A 14242-nucleotide genomic window follows, 5' to 3' on the forward strand; every position below is an offset into this window, starting at 1 on the left:
TCAGTCCTCCCGCAGGTGGGGGTTGCTCAGCGCGTCGATGCCGAAGTTGATCAGCGTGAAGGAGGTGATCAGCAGGGACAGGGCCAGGCCGGGGGCGACCAGCCAGGCCCACTGGCCGGTGAGCAGGGCGCCGCCGAGGCTCGCCTGGTTGAGCATGGTGCCCCAGCTGACCGTCTGCGGGTCGCCGAGCCCGAGGAAGGCCAGACCCGCCTCGCCGCCGATCGCGCCGAGCGCCGCGCCCATGAAGCCGACCACGATCAGCGAGGTCATGTTCGGCACGATCTCCCGGGCGATGATGCGCGCGGTGCCGTCGCCGGCGAACCGGGCCGCGGTGATGTAGTCGCGGGTGCGCAGCGTGATGATCTGGGACCGCTTGATCCGGGCGCCGTACGCCCAGCCGGTCACGCTGATCACGAAGATGATCAGCCACAGCCCGCGGACCGGGGCGTACGCGGCGAGCGTCACCATCAGCGGCAGCGCGGGCACGACCAGCCCGAGGTTGATCAGGAAGGACAGCACCTCGTCGACCCAGCCCCGCAGGTAGCCGGCGGTCAACCCGATGACCAGCCCGATCAGGGTGGACAGGGCACCGGCCGCGAGGCCGACGACGAGCGAGGTGCGGGCGCCGACGACCAGTTGGGACAGGACGTCCTCGCCCTGGGCGGTGGTGCCGAGCCAGTGGCTGCCGGTCGGGCCGAGCGAGGTGGGGAAGGCGTCGTCGCGCGGGTCGTACGGCGCGACGAGCGGCGCGAAGACCGCGACCGCGATGAAGGCGGTCAGCATCAGCAGCCCGATGCGGCACTTGCGGTTGCGCCAGAGGATGACGAACCAGCCGGGCAGCCGGCTGTGGCGGGCGAGTTCGGTGGCGGCGGCCTGGACGCCTTCGGTGTCCGTGCCCCGGGCGGGTACGGCGGGGGCCGGCGTGCTCACGCGACCTCACCCCGCTCGTCGCGGGCGATTCTCATGCCGACTCCACCTTTCGCACCCGTGGGTCGAGGAAGCCGTACAGCAGGTCGGCCAGGAAGTTCGCCACCAGCACACCGATCGTGGTGAACAGGAAGATCGCCTGCATCAGCGGGTAGTCCCGGCTGGACACCGACTCGAGGAGCAGCCGGCCCATGCCGGGATAGTTGAAGACCGTCTCGACCAGCACGGTGCCGCCGAGTACGCTGCCCAGCGCGATGGCGAAGCCGGTGACGTTGGGCAGGATCGCGATGCGCGCACCGTAGGTGATGGCGACGCGTCGCCGGGGCAGGCCACGGGCGACGGCGAGGCGGGTGTGGTCCTCGCCCAGGCTCTGCACCATGTTGTTACGCATGCCGATGATCCAGCCGATCGGGCCGGTGATGAGCAGCGCCACGGCGGGCAGCACGCTGTGCTGGAAGGCGTCGGAGATGAAGATCCAGCTCCAACCGGGTGAGCTGCCGCCGCCGTACCCGCCGCGCTCGGGGAACCAGCGCAGGGTGATCGCGAACACGTAGATGAGCAGCAGGGCGAGCCAGAAGAACGGCAGCGTCCCGAGGAACGTCGAACCGAGGGTGATGACCGAGTCGACGCGGCTGTTGCGGCGGTACGCGGCCCAGGTGCCCAGCAGTGTGCCGACGACGAACGAGATGATCTGGGTGACCCCGACGAGGATCACGGTCCACGGCAGCGCCTGCCCGATCATGTGGGTCACGCTGTAGGGGAAGTAGGTGTACGACACCCCGAAGTCGCCCTGCACCACCGCGCCGAGGTACTGCAGGTACTGCTCGAAGAGATTGCCGTCGGGGGTGCCCAACATGATCCGGATGGCCTGCAGTTGGGCCGGGTCGACGCTCTCGCTCTGCCCGGCCAGCCGGGACACGATGGCCTCGGCCGGGTCCCCGGGCTGCAGTCGGGGGATCAGGAAGTTGAGGGTGACGGCGGCCCACAGGGTGCCGAGGAAGAAAGCGAAGCGTCTGGCGAAGTAGGCCACGGGAGCCATCCCTTCTCGGGGACGGGCCGGCCGGCGCGCGGGGCGCCGGCCGGCCATCGGCTACTTGGCGTCGGTCCCGGCGGGCTGCAGGTTGGTGATGATCAGCAGGTTGTCACTGGGCGCGGCGTACGGGTTCTGTTCGTTGGGCCAGCCGGTCGCCTTCGCGGTGCGGTACTGGAACCACTTGGCGCCGTACCAGAGCGGGATCATCGGCACCTGCTCGGTCATCACCTTGGTCAGGTCGGCGACCGCGGCCTTCTGCGCCGCCTCGTCGGTGGCGGTGCGCAGCCTGTCGATGAGTTCGTCGGTGCGCGGGTCGTTCCAGCGGACGAAGTTGCTGACCGCCTTCTTGCCCACCGGCGCGGACTGGTCGCTGGCCAGCGGCTCCTGGAAGTTGCGGAACATGTTGCAGCTGCCGCCGTGCACGCCGAGCAGCATGTCGTAGTTGCCGATCGCGCGGTCGTTCTCGTACGCCTCGGGGGTGGGGGTCTCGGCCCGGACGGCGAAGCCGAGCGCGGTCAGGTTCGCCACGATGATCCGCTGCGCCTGCACCCAGTCGGTCCAGGAGCCGGGCACCCGGAAGCTGAAGGAGATCGGCTTGCCGTCCTTGCCGACGCGCTTGCCGTCGCCGTTGCGGGGATAGCCGGCGGCGGTCAGGTCGGCGTCGGCCTTGGCCGCGTCGTAGCCGACCACGCCCTGGTTAGGGATGTCCTTGGGCAGCCAGTCGGCCTGGCCGGGCATCACGAGACCGGTCTGGCTCGCCGGCTTGACGTAGCCGAGCTGCGCCTTGTCGACGATCTCCTGCCGGTTGAACGCGGGCACCAGGGCCTTGCGGAAGGCGGTGTCGTTGAACGGCGCCCTGGTGAGGTTCATGTACACGCTGATCGAGCTGCCGGAGGGGTACCAGTACTTGTTGTGCTCCGGGTCCCGGTCGACGTACGCCTTCCTGACGTCCGGCACGAACATGGCGTTGGTGTCGTACTCGCCTCGGCTGAGCTTGAGTTGGTCGATCTGCCCGCCCCCGTCGGCCTTGTGGAACCGCAGCTCGTCGACCTTGACCTTGTCGGCCTGCCAGTAGTCGGCGTTGCGGCCGAGCGTCAACTGCTGCGGGTTGAACGCCTTGACGGTGAACGGTCCGGTGCCGACCGGCCGCTCGGCGTTGGTGAAGGTCACCGGGTCGCCGACGGTGGACCAGACGTGCTTCGGCACGACCTTGATCTCGCTGAACAGCGTGAACGCCGCCGCGCCGGGCTGGGTGAACCGCATGGTGACGGTGTCCGGGTCGGTCGCCTCGACCGCGCTGAGGTACCGCCAGATGCCCTTGACGTCCAGCGCCTTGTGCGCCTTGAGCATGTCGTAGGTGAAGGTGACGTCGTCGGCGGAGAACGGTTTGCCGTCGTTCCACTTCACCCCGTCGCGCAGCTTCCAGACGAGCGTCTGCGGGTCGGTCCACTTCCATTCGGTGGCGAGCCAGGGCTTGGCCTGGCACCCGTAGTTGTCGTAGGTGATCAGCTGCTCGAAGACGTACTCGGTGGCGCCGAGCCGGCTGGCCTCCAGGTACGGGTTGTAGTTGGCCTGCGGGTTGCTGCCGCCGCCGAAGTCACCGTAGTCGAGGAACGCGACCCGCCCGTCGGTGCCGGGGCCGGACTTCTGTTCGGTGCCGGTGCAGCCGCTGGCCGCGAGGGTGACGGCGGCCGCGATCGCGGCGATCCGGGCGAGCTTCGATCTCTTCATTGACCGATACCTCCAAGGGGGGCGCCCGTCGGGCAGCCGCAGCTGCGGCGCACGACGAGCTCGGTGGGGAGGACGATGCTGTCGGGAGCCGCCGCGCCCGGGGCTTCGACGGCGTTCAGGATCAGCCGGGCGGCCTCCGCGGCCAGGTCCCGCACCGGCTGCCGGACGGTGGTGAGCGGGGGCGAGACGAGCGCGGCCATGGGCGCGTCGTCGAACCCGGTGATCACGAGGTCCTCGGGCACCCGCAGGCCCCGGCCGAGGGCGCCGACGAGGACGCCGAGAGCGATCTCGTCGTTGGCGCAGACGACCGCCTGCGGCGCGGCCCCGTCACGCAGCAGCTGCTCGGCGGCGAGGACGCCGTCGGGCTGCTGCATGGCGACCCGGACCGGCTCGGCGGGCGGGGTGAGCGCCAGCTCCCGGTGGGCGGCGAGGAAACCGGCCCACCGCTCGCTGATGTCGGGCGACCCGTCCGGGTTGCCGACGAAGGCCAGGTCGCGCAGGCCGTGGTCGAGGAGCAGGTGCCGGGTCAGCCGGGTCATGGCGGGCGCGTTGTCGACGCTGACCGAGGGAACCGTCCCCGTCCCCCGGCCGGCCAGCACGACGACCTGGACCATCTCGGCGAGCCGGAGCAGGACCGGTTCGGAGATGGTGCCACCGATGACCGCGATTCCGTCGACCCGGCGGGCCATCTCCAGCACCTGCGCGTCGGAGTCCTCACGCATGTGCGTGCAGAGGATGTGCACGCTGGCCCGGGCCGGCACCGCCTCCGACTCGAAGCCCTGGATCAGCTCGGTGAAGTAGGGGCCGGACAGACCGGGGAAGACCAGGCCGAGCGCGCCGTGCCGGCCGGCGGCCAACGCTCGCCCGAGGTGGTCCGGTCGGTATCCGTGCTCCTCGATGGCTTCGAGGACGCGCCGGCGCATCTCCTCCGACACCTGGCCGGTGCCGTTCCAGACCCGGGACACCGTGGCGACGGAGACGCCGGCCAACCGGGCGATCTCCCGAACCGTGACCCGACTGTTGCCCATGGCCCCCTCGATCCGTAACGTGCGGTTAACAGAAACCGGTTTCAGGCACCATAAGCAGGTGCGAGCCAGATCACAAGTGGACGCCTGGGAAGTCCGGCGAGAGGAAGAGGGAAACTCATGTCGCGAGTTCTTCTCCACGACCGCAGGATCGTCGTCGACGGTCGACCCCGACTGCTGCTCGCCGGGGAGGTGCACTACTTCCGGCTGCCCCGGGCCCAGTGGACAGACCGGCTCGACCGGCTCCGCGAGTGCGGCGGCGACACCGTGGCGACCTACGTGCCGTGGCTCTGGCACGAACTACCGGACGGCACAGTGGACCTCACCGGCCGCACCCACGAACAGCGCGACCTCGGCGGCTTCCTGGACCTGGCCAACGCGCGGGGCCTGCGGGCGATCGTCCGGCCCGGCCCGTTCATCATGGCCGAGGTCAAGAACGAGGGCATCCCCTACCGGCTGTACGACGAGCACCCGCACCTGCTGCCGACCACCTGGGACGGCGCGCCGATCGACACCCGCACCATCGACTACCTGGCGCCGGAGTTCCTCGCCGCCGCCGACGGCTGGTACGCCGAGGTGATGCCGGTGATCGCCGAGCGGCTCGCCGACCGGGGCGGGCCGGTGGTCGCGGTCCAGTTGGACAACGAGATCGGGATGCTCTCCTGGGTGACGAACTCCCCCGACCTGACCGACGGGGTCTGCGAGGACCTGCGCCGGTGGGCGGTCGACCGATACGGCAAGGACGGCGCCGCCGAGCGGACCGGCGTCGACCCGGGCGACCCGATTGCCTGGTCGGCGGCGTTGCGGACGCCGGCCGAGCCGTGGTCCCTGGCGGTGCACGACGCCCTGGGTCGCTACATGCGCGACCGCTACCGGCGCTACGTCGCGGCGCTGCGCGCCTCCGCCGAGCGGCACGGAGTGACCGGGGTGCCCTTCCTGGTCAACGTCCACGGCACCGGCGGCGGGCGCGGGCGCACCTTCCCGATCGGAATCAGCCAGCTCTTCGAGGCCTACCGGGGCCAGCCGCAGCTCACCTCCGGCTCCGACTACTACCTGGGCGACCTGACCGTCACCAACGTCGCCGACCTGTACGTCGGCAACGCCTTCCTGGCCGCCGTGCACGACGCCGACCAGCCACTGACCTCGCTGGAGTTCGAGGCCGGCAACGGCGACTACGGGCAGGACCTGTCCACCCTCTACCCGCCAGAGGCGGTCGAGCTGAAGACCCGGCTCTGCGTGGCCCAGGGCAACCGGCTGCTCAACCTCTACCTCTTCGCCGGCGGCTACAACCCGCCGCTGGCCGAGCCGGTGGGCGACGGAAACGACCGGATCGCGTTCACCGGAGAGCGGCACGGGTTCGCCGCGCCGGTCGACCCCGAGGGGCGACTCAACCCGACCTTCGACGCGGCCCGGCGCGCGCTGCACGCCATCGGCGGGATCGCCGACCTGCTGGCCGACTCCGACGAGGAGCACGACGGGCTGGCGCTCGGCTTCGTGCCCGACCACTACCTGACCGAGTACCACCACCCGGCCTCGGCGTCCCGCGCCGAGCAGGTCGCCGACCTGGAACGGTTCCGCGGCATGGGCCCGCGCGACGTGCTGGCCCGGGCGTTGCTGCTCGCCGGCTTCTCGTTCCCCGCCGTCGACCTCCAGTCGGCCGACCCGGCGACCACTCCGCCGGTGATCGCCCTGGCCAGCGCCGCCACCCTCGGCCGAGACGTCCAGCAGCGGCTGGTCGCGCACCTGCGCCGCGGCGGCCGGCTGCTGCTGCACGGGGTGCTGCCGGACCGGGACCACGACGGCACCCCGTGCACCCTGCTGGCCGACGCGCTCGGGCTCACCGTCACCGGACGGTCCGACGGCGGACCGCACTACTTCCCCTCGGTCGTCGGGGTCGGCTGGACGGCCGAGGTCCGGGTCGGCTACGCCCAACGGCTCGCCGGCGCGACCGCCGAGCCGCTGCTGACCGAGGTGGGCTCCGGCGAGCCGTGCGCGGTGGAGGTCAGCGTCGGCGCCGGCCGGGCCCTGGTGGTCACCGCCGACGTCCCCTGCGACCTGGGCTTCTGGCGTACCGCCCTGGACCGGCTCGGGGTGCGTCCCCGACTCGCCCCCGACCCGGACGGCCCCGGGCTGGTGCTCACCTCGACCGTGGACCGCGCCGGGCAGCGGCTGTTGCACCTGGTCAACGTGGCCCCGTCGGCGGTGACCGTCGCGCTGGGCTGGCACGGTGAGCCGTTGCTGGCCGGCCGACGGCTGCGGGTGCCCGCGCGGACCGGGCTGGTCCTGCCGTACGGAATCAGGGTCGGCGCCGCGACGCTGGTGGAAACGACCTGCGACCTGGTCGCCCAGCACGGCGACGAGGTGCTGCTGCGCCCGACGCAGGGCGACGACGAGGTGGTGCTGACCACCGACCGGCCGGTCCACGCGAGCCGAGGCATCGTGACGGCGGCGGACGGGCGGGTGGTCGTCCGGCTGCCCGGCGGACCCGACGGCGAGCCGGTCCGCATCGGCGTGGGCTGACGGCGGCGCTCGACGGCAGCCGCCACGACGTCACCGAACGGGCTGCCGGGATGGGCCGGAGGCTCGGGAGGCGCGTCTCCTCCCCAGGGAGGAGACGCGCTCCGACCGTCGGCCGCAACCCGGGCTTGAGGTCGGGCGAAGTCAGCCAGGCCTCGCACCAGCATCTGCAGGTATGACAACCACACTTCGTCGGGCTGCACAGTGGAACCGCCCACTGATGATCTTCGTCTGGGCGATGGCCGTCCTCGCCGTCGTCTCCGCGGTCGGCATCGTCGCCGATCCGCGGGTCCTCACCGGCGTGCCGATCTGGCTCAAGCCGTTCAAGTTCTCGGTGTCCTTCGTGCTCTACGGCACCACCCTGGCCTGGATGCTCTCCCTGCTGCCGCGCCGCAGCCACATCGCGGAGTGGGCGGCCACCGTCGTCGTCGCCATGGGCGTGGTGGAGATGGCGATCATCGTCGGGCAGGTGCTGCGCGGCACGACCAGCCACTTCAACGAGACCAGTCCGCTGAGCGCCACCCTGTGGCAGCTGATGGGTGTGACGATCATGGTGCTGTTCGCCGCCCACGTCGTCATCGGGATCGTGCTGCTCCGGCAGCCGATCGCGAACCGGGCCGGCAAAACCGCGATCGGGTGGGCACTCGGCCTTACGCTGCTCGGCATGCTGGTGGCGATACCGATGGCGCTGCCCGACCAGGCCCAGAGCATCGAGGGGGTCGCCGGGGCGCACAGCGTGGGCGTGCCGGACGGCGGGCCGGGGCTGCCGCTGGTCGGGTGGAGCACCACCGGTGGGGACCTGCGGATCGGGCACTTCGTGGGGCTGCACGCCTTGCAGGCGCTGCCGATCCTGGCCATGCTGCTGGCCCGGTTCGCCGACACGCGACTCGACGAGCGCACCCGGGCGCGGCTGCTGGTCGTCGCCGGCGGCGCGTACGGCGCGCTCACGCTCCTGCTCACCTGGCAGGCGCTGCGCGGGCAGCCGCTGCTGCGGCCGGACGCGCTCACCCTGACCGCCGCGGCGGCCCTGGTGGTGGCCACCGCCGTGGCCAGCGCCGGCGTGGTGGCGGCCCGTCGGCGCCGACCGGAGCTGGTGCTGGCCGCATGACCGGGACGCTGTTCACCCTGACGTTCGCGGTGGCCGCGCCGTTCTGGGCGCTGATGATCCTGCTGCCGCACTGGTCCGTGACCGGCCGGGTCGTCAGGTCGCCGCTGATCGTGGCGCCGGTCCTGGCGATCTACGCGATCCTGGTGATCCCGGCGCTCGCCGAGGTGCTGCCGGCCGTCGCGTCCCCGACCCTGACCGGCATACGCGACCTGCTGGGCACCGACGACGGCGCGGCGGCGGCCTGGGCGCACATGATCGCATTCGACCTGTTCGTCGGCCGGTGGGCGTGGCTCGACAGCCGGGAACGCGGCGTCCCGTCACTGGTCATGGCGCCGGTGCTGGTGCTGACGATCCTGCTCGGGCCGCTCGGCCTGGCCGCCTACCTGGGCATCCGGACCAGGTGGACGAGCAATGTTCCCGCCCCGAGCCGCAGCGCCTAGGCTGACGCCGTGAGGTGGGTGGGGCGGCTGTTCGACGCGCGCGACACGCTCGTGCGGATGCTGCTACTCGACCTGAGCGGCGTCGGCTACCTGCTCCTCGGCAACCCGGCCAGCGGAAACACGCCCGCCATGCAGTGGGTCCTGGCCGTGGCCGCGTTCGCCGTCGCGCCGGTGCTGCACCGCCGGCCCCTGGTGAACCTGGTGGTGCAGACGGCGCTGCTGGCGGTGGCGATCGGCCTGATCGACGACGTTGTGATCAACCAGGTGGGCGCCAGCTGGGCGTTGCTCGAGCTGACCATGCGGGCGCGCCGACCGCGGACCATCTGGCTGGCCGCCGGGCTGCTGACCGTGGTCGACCTGACCGACTCGATCGGCGACCCGTTCCTACGGGTCCTCTCCGGCGTCTTCGGGCTGCTGGTGGAGGTCGGCGTGCCGCTGCTGCTCGGTCTGGTCATCCGGACCACCCGGGAGCTCGCCCGGCAGGCGCAGGAACGGGCGGCGGCGGAGCAGCGCCGGCGCGAGTCGGAGAGCCGCGCCGCGCGCGCCGACGAACGCAGCGCCATCGCCCGGGAACTGCACGACGTGGTCGCGCACCACGTGGCGTCGATGGTGCTGCGGGTCGGCGTCGCGCGGCACGTGCTGACCGATCTGGACCCACGGGTGCACGAGGTGTTCGACGACGTGCACGGCACGGGGAGCGCGGCCCTGGCCGACCTGCGCCGGCTGGTCGCGGTCCTGCGCGACCCCGAGGGCGTACGCGGCGATGCGGCCCTGACCGCGATCGAGCCGTCGGCGCTTCCGGCCGCCCTCGGCGCGGCCGTCGACCGGGCCCGCCAGGCCGGCGTCACCGTGGAGGCCGACATCGACCCGGCGATCGGTTCGCTCGACGCGGTTCGGGGTCTGGCGGTGTTGCGCCTGACCCAGGAGGCGCTGACCAACGTGGCCAAGCACGCCGGCACGTCCGCGCTGGCCCGGCTGTCGGTCGGCGTGGTCGACGGGGCCGTCCACTGGGAGGTGTCGGACGACGGTGGCGGGTGGGTGCCGGCGCCGGTGCCCTCCATCGGTGGCCACGGCATCACCGGCATGCGCGAACGCGTCGAGGTCCTCGGCGGCCAACTGGAGGCCGGGCCGGCGGGCGCGGGTTGGCGGGTGCGTACCATCCTCCCGGCCGCAGCCACCGCGCCGGCGCCCGCTCTCCACTCCCCCGCCGCCACGCCGGCCTCGTCGGTGCCGCACGAACGCGAGGCCCCGGCGGGGCCGCGCGCGGCGGAGCCGGCATGATCCGCGTCCTGCTGGTCGACGACCAGCACCTCATCCGCGCGGGTCTGCGCATGCTCTGCGACGCCCAGACCGACATCGAGGTCGTCGGCGAGGCCGACAACGGCCGCGACGCGATCCTCCTCGCCGCGCGGCTCATACCCGACGTCGTCGTCATGGACCTGCGCATGCCCGGCGTCGACGGGATCACCGCGACCAGCCGCATCCTCGCCGACCGCCCCGCCACCCGCGTCGTGGTACTGACCACGTTCGGCGACGACGACCACCTCTACCCGGCCCTGACCGCTGGCGCCTGCGGATTCCTGCTCAAGGACGCACCCCCGGCCGACCTGCTGGACGGCGTCCGCCGGGCCGCCGCCGGGGACAGCCCGTTCAGCCAGGAGGTGCTGCGGCGCCTCGTGCAACGCGCGGTGCACGCCCGCGCCGAGACGCCTCGGCCGGTCGACGGGCTGACCACCCGGGAGCAGGACGTGCTGAACCTGGTCGCCGAAGGTTTCTCCAACACGGAGATCGCCGAACGGCTCCACATCGGCGTCACCACGGTCAAGACCCACATCACCAGCCTGATGACCAAGACCGGCAGCCCCAACCGGGTACGCCTGGCCCTGTTCGCCCGCGACGCCTGAGTCAGGGCCGGCGCGCCTGACCTGCATGCGACGCCTGCGGCCCGAGGGCCCACTACGGCGTGGACGACCTCATTCCCTGGTGAGGGTCACAACCTGAAGCGACTCACCAGCCATCGAGTCAGATGGTGATGACCACTTTCGCCCGCGCGTGTTCACCTTCGAGGTACCGGATGGCTCGGGGCACCTCGTGGAGCGGATAGGTCCGGTCGATGACCGGGGTGAGGCGGCCGGTCTCGGCGTGGGCGCGGAGCGTGTCGAGGTGCTGCCGGCTGGGTGCCGTGGTGAGGGTGACGATGCGGTGTCGAACGAAGGGTGCCAGCAGCCGCCCGCGCGCGAGGAGCCAGACCGGTCCGATGAGACTGCCGCCGCGGTACACGCCGCCGCCGGAGAGCACCAGCGTCCCGGTCGGGGTCAGCGCCCGCCGGAGCGCGGTGAGTGAGCGGTTGCCGACCAGGTCGAACACGACCTCGTGGCGGCGAGCGTCGCGGGTGAAGTCGTCGCGGGTGTAGTCGACGACGTGGTCGGCACCGAGGGAGCGGACCAGGTCGGCATTGCGGGTGCTGCACACCCCGGTCACGGTCGCGCCGAGCGCCTTGGCCAGTTGGACGGCCAGGGTGCCGACGCCGCCGGAGGCGCCGTTGATGAGAACGCGGTGGCCGGGCTCGACCTGCCCGACGTCGCACAGTCCCATGAGCGCGGTGACACCGGCCAGCGGCAGGGCGGCTGCCTGCTGCGGCGTCAGGTTCGCCGGCTTCGGCGCGACCAGGGTCTCGGGCACGCACACGTACTCGGCGAACGCGCCGTTGGCGTCGCCGAGGTCACCGAAGACGGCGTCACCCGGGCGCACCTGTCGAACGTGGGCGCCAACGGCCTCGACCCGGCCGGCGAAGTCGCGGCCACGGATGCGCGCCCGGGGCCCCGGTCGGCCCATGGCCAACCGCGCCATCCGTGGATCGCCACGCATGACATGCCAGTCGTACGCGTTGAGCGCGGCAGCCTCGACCCGCACGAGCACCTCGTCGGCGGCAGGCACCGGCGCGTTGACGTCCGCGAGCGTGAGCGTCTCCGGCGGGCCGTATCGGTCCTGGACGATCGCCTTCATCTTCCCTCCCCTCCCGGTGTACGGCGTACACCCTTATGGAAGCAGCGTAGGTGTACGCCGTACACCCGTCAAGGCGGTTATGGTTTCAACCGTCGCCGGAAGACGAGGACCGAGATGGCTGAGCAGGCTGACACGCTGCGCCGGACGCCGCTGAGCAGGACCCGCGTCCTGCGCGCCGCCGTCGCGCTCGCCGACGAGGCCGGGATCGAGTCCCTCAGCATGCGCAACCTCGCCCAAGATCTGGGCGTCGTGCCGATGGCCCTCTACAAGCACGTGGCCAACAAAGACGAACTGCTCGACGGCATGATCGACGTGGTCGTCGGCGAGATCGATCCGCCGGTGCCCGACGGCGACTGGAAGCACGTGGTCCGCGGGCGCATCCTCTCGGCGCGGCAGGCGCTGCGGCGCCACCCCTGGGCGCCGCTCGCGATCGAGTCGCGGAACATGGCGACACCAGCCATCCTCGCCTACCTCGACTCGGTGGTCGGGACGTTGCGGGCCGGCGGGTTCTCCGCCGACCTCGCCCACCACGTGATGCACGCGATGGGCAGCCGGATCCTGGGGTTCAGCCAGGAACTGTTCGACGCCTCCCGGCGCGCCGGGCGGTCCGGCATCACCGACCCAGACCCGCCGGCGGGCCTACCACCGGAGGTCGCGGCCCGATTCCCGCACCTGGCCGAAATCGCCGGGGCGGCATCCCACGACGACGCGTCGGTCGTGGGGCAGGGCTGCGACGACCAGTTCGAGTTCGAGTTCGCGCTGGACCTGCTGCTGGACGGCATCGAACGGCTGCACCAGCAGGGCTGGACGTCGTCGCGCCGACCCCGGTGAGACGGTCAGCGGTTCTGGCTCGGCTGGCAGGGCCAGCAATTCACGCATGGTTCTCGACTTGTTGGGCGTGGGCGTGACCCGCCATCGATAGCGTGCTCGCGACTTGACCTGAGAGGGAGAGAACATCCATGACAGAGCACATCGATCCGGGTCTGGCCCGTCGCGGCCTTCTCAAGCGTAGCCTCGTGACCGCAGCCGCACTCGCCGCGCTCGGTCCCCTGGAGGCTCTCGGTGCGCGCACCGCCGGCGCGGCACCGATGAGCAAGCGCCCGTCCAGCCCCGACTACGGTCCGCTCTACCCGACCAAGGACCACACCACGGGGCTGGAGTTGCTGGCCCTGCCCAAGGGCTTCGAGTACATCAGCTACGGCTGGACCGGCGACCTGATGTCGGACGGCGTGGCAACCCCGGGTTCGCACGACGGGATGGCCGCATTCCGCCGCCCGGACGGCAAGATCGCGCTGGTCCGCAACCACGAGCGTGGCAGCTACACCGGTGCGTTCACCACACCGGCGTACAACCCGGCGGCTGGTGGCGGCACCTCCAACCTGGTGTTCGACCCGGACCAGGGCAAGTTCCTCGAGTCCTGGGGCAGCCTGTCCGGCACGATCCGCAACTGCGCCGGCGGGCCGACACCCTGGGGCACCTGGCTGACCTGCGAGGAGACCACCGAGATCGCCCCGGACGGCACTCGCCACGGGTACGTCTTCGAGGTCCCCTACGACCGCAAGGGTGACCCCCGTCCCATCAAGGCGATGGGGCGGTTCAGCCACGAGGCGGTCGCGGTCGACCCGAGGACCGGGATCGTGTACCTGACCGAGGACGCCACCCCGTCCGGGTTCTACCGCTACCTGCCCAACAAGGCGGGCGAACTGTCCGCCGGCGGCGAACTGCAGATGCTCGTCGTGCGGACCCCGGACGGATCGTCCTACTCGACCTACGCCGACGGCACCGGCGTGGAGTACCGGACCTCCTGGGTCACGGTGCCCAACCCCGACTACGCCCCGGGCGAGACCCGCCCCGCGGTGCAGGGCGCCGCACTCGGCGCCGCCGTGTTCAAGCGGCTCGAGGGCGCCTGGTACGGCAACGACCGGGTCTACATCGTGTCCACCAGTGGCGGGCCGAAGGGCCAGGGCCAGGTCTTCGAGTACGACCCGCAGGCCGAGACGATGCGAGTGCTCTTCGCGTCGCCGGATGCCAGCGTGTTGAACAACCCCGACAACATCTGCGTCAGCCCGCGCGGTGGCATCGTGCTCTGCGAGGACGGCAGCAAGGGCGAATACCTGCACGGCCTGACCACCGACGGCGAGATCTTCCCGTTCGCGCTGAACCAGGTCGTGATCCCGGCCGGCGGAGTCCCCGGCAAGTCGGTCGCCCCCGGCGACTACGCCGGTTCCGAGTGGGCCGGGTCGACCTTCGATCCGAAGAACGGCAACTGGATGTTCGTCAACGCGCAGAGTCCCGGTATCACGTTCGCCATCACGGGCCCCTGGCGCAACGGTTCGCTCTGATGCGCTGATCGCGCCGGAAGGGCGGGTAGCCGCACGGGGGTTGTCCGGGAACATCCCGGGCAACCCCCGCACGGATCTCCCAAGCCCGGAATCGTGGCCACCACCTTCCGGTG

The 14242-nt window shown here is 71.6% G+C and carries 12 protein-coding genes; 7 read left to right on the plus strand and 5 right to left on the minus strand.

Annotated elements, in window-relative coordinates; all coding sequences use genetic code 11:
- Genes ACZ6Q9_RS02265 through ACZ6Q9_RS02280 form a run of 4 tightly spaced genes read right to left on the minus strand, consistent with a single transcriptional unit; the run spans position 1 to position 4719 of the window.
- Positions 1 to 930: an ABC transporter permease gene (locus tag ACZ6Q9_RS02265; RefSeq protein ID WP_393265968.1), complete on the minus strand. Its 930-nt coding sequence runs from the start codon at positions 928 to 930 to the stop codon at positions 1 to 3.
- Between the two features lie 31 nt (positions 931 to 961).
- Positions 962 to 1957, minus strand: a complete 996-nt coding sequence (locus ACZ6Q9_RS02270; RefSeq protein WP_396826753.1) for an ABC transporter permease — start codon at positions 1955 to 1957, stop codon at positions 962 to 964.
- A 60-nt stretch (positions 1958 to 2017) separates the two neighbouring features.
- Complete coding sequence (locus ACZ6Q9_RS02275) at positions 2018 to 3691, minus strand: ABC transporter substrate-binding protein (protein ID WP_396826751.1); 1674 nt, start codon at positions 3689 to 3691, stop codon at positions 2018 to 2020.
- Entirely contained in the window at positions 3688 to 4719 is a 1032-nt protein-coding gene (locus tag ACZ6Q9_RS02280) for a LacI family DNA-binding transcriptional regulator (protein ID WP_393265962.1), read from the minus strand. Before ACZ6Q9_RS02280 ends, ACZ6Q9_RS02275 begins: the two co-directional genes overlap by 4 nt.
- Before the next feature lie 117 nt (positions 4720 to 4836).
- Between ACZ6Q9_RS02280 and ACZ6Q9_RS02285 the strand changes: the two genes are divergently transcribed.
- The 5 genes from ACZ6Q9_RS02285 (at position 4837) to ACZ6Q9_RS02305 (ending at position 10685) form a co-directional block, all read left to right on the plus strand.
- Positions 4837 to 7236 (plus strand): beta-galactosidase, encoded by a 2400-nt coding sequence (locus ACZ6Q9_RS02285; RefSeq protein ID WP_396826749.1) that lies wholly within the window; start codon positions 4837 to 4839, stop codon positions 7234 to 7236.
- 172 nt (positions 7237 to 7408) lie between these two features.
- Positions 7409 to 8341 carry a hypothetical protein gene (locus tag ACZ6Q9_RS02290; RefSeq protein WP_396826747.1) on the plus strand — a complete coding sequence of 311 codons (933 nt, stop codon included), beginning with the start codon at positions 7409 to 7411 and terminating at the stop codon, positions 8339 to 8341.
- Positions 8338 to 8781, plus strand: a complete 444-nt coding sequence (locus tag ACZ6Q9_RS02295; protein ID WP_393265954.1) for an ABA4-like family protein — start codon at positions 8338 to 8340, stop codon at positions 8779 to 8781. The genes ACZ6Q9_RS02290 and ACZ6Q9_RS02295 overlap by 4 nt, the downstream gene beginning before the upstream one ends.
- A 9-nt stretch (positions 8782 to 8790) precedes the next feature.
- Positions 8791 to 10062: a sensor histidine kinase gene (locus ACZ6Q9_RS02300; RefSeq protein WP_396826745.1), complete on the plus strand. Its 1272-nt coding sequence runs from the start codon at positions 8791 to 8793 to the stop codon at positions 10060 to 10062.
- The gene (locus tag ACZ6Q9_RS02305) at positions 10059 to 10685 is read left to right on the plus strand and encodes a response regulator transcription factor (RefSeq protein ID WP_393265949.1); all 627 of its coding nucleotides are present in this window, start codon (positions 10059 to 10061) and stop codon (positions 10683 to 10685) included. Before ACZ6Q9_RS02300 ends, ACZ6Q9_RS02305 begins: the two co-directional genes overlap by 4 nt.
- 118 nt (positions 10686 to 10803) lie before the next feature.
- Here ACZ6Q9_RS02305 and ACZ6Q9_RS02310 read toward each other — a convergent pair whose 3' ends face one another.
- Positions 10804 to 11787, minus strand: a complete 984-nt coding sequence (locus tag ACZ6Q9_RS02310) for an NAD(P)-dependent alcohol dehydrogenase (RefSeq protein ID WP_396826744.1) — start codon at positions 11785 to 11787, stop codon at positions 10804 to 10806.
- Positions 11788 to 11901: 114 nt separating this feature from the next.
- On the opposite strand from ACZ6Q9_RS02310, the gene ACZ6Q9_RS02315 reads away from it, so the two are divergent.
- Together ACZ6Q9_RS02315 and ACZ6Q9_RS02320 are read left to right on the plus strand one after the other, a co-directional pair.
- Entirely contained in the window at positions 11902 to 12618 is a 717-nt protein-coding gene (locus ACZ6Q9_RS02315) for a TetR/AcrR family transcriptional regulator (protein ID WP_396826743.1), read from the plus strand.
- 185 nt (positions 12619 to 12803) lie between these two features.
- A complete protein-coding gene (locus ACZ6Q9_RS02320) occupies positions 12804 to 14129 on the plus strand; it encodes an alkaline phosphatase PhoX (RefSeq protein WP_396826740.1) in 1326 nt (441 codons plus the stop codon).
- The last annotated feature ends 113 nt before the right edge of the window (positions 14130 to 14242 follow it).

This window comes from Micromonospora sp. NPDC049139 (assembly GCF_055586845.1).

Excerpts from the sequence above, each read along its gene's own strand:
- ACZ6Q9_RS02275 (WP_396826751.1), bottom strand. The coding sequence starts at position 3,691 with ATGAAGAGATCGAAGCTCGCCCGGATCGCCGCGATCGCGGCCGCCGTC.
- ACZ6Q9_RS02280 (WP_393265962.1), bottom strand. The coding sequence starts at position 4,719 with ATGGGCAACAGTCGGGTCACGGTTCGGGAGATCGCCCGGTTGGCCGGC.
- ACZ6Q9_RS02285 (WP_396826749.1), top strand. The coding sequence starts at position 4,837 with ATGTCGCGAGTTCTTCTCCACGACCGCAGGATCGTCGTCGACGGTCGA.
- ACZ6Q9_RS02290 (WP_396826747.1), top strand. The coding sequence starts at position 7,409 with ATGACAACCACACTTCGTCGGGCTGCACAGTGGAACCGCCCACTGATG.
- ACZ6Q9_RS02295 (WP_393265954.1), top strand. The coding sequence starts at position 8,338 with ATGACCGGGACGCTGTTCACCCTGACGTTCGCGGTGGCCGCGCCGTTC.
- ACZ6Q9_RS02305 (WP_393265949.1), top strand. The coding sequence starts at position 10,059 with ATGATCCGCGTCCTGCTGGTCGACGACCAGCACCTCATCCGCGCGGGT.
- ACZ6Q9_RS02310 (WP_396826744.1), bottom strand. The coding sequence starts at position 11,787 with ATGAAGGCGATCGTCCAGGACCGATACGGCCCGCCGGAGACGCTCACG.
- ACZ6Q9_RS02315 (WP_396826743.1), top strand. The coding sequence starts at position 11,902 with ATGGCTGAGCAGGCTGACACGCTGCGCCGGACGCCGCTGAGCAGGACC.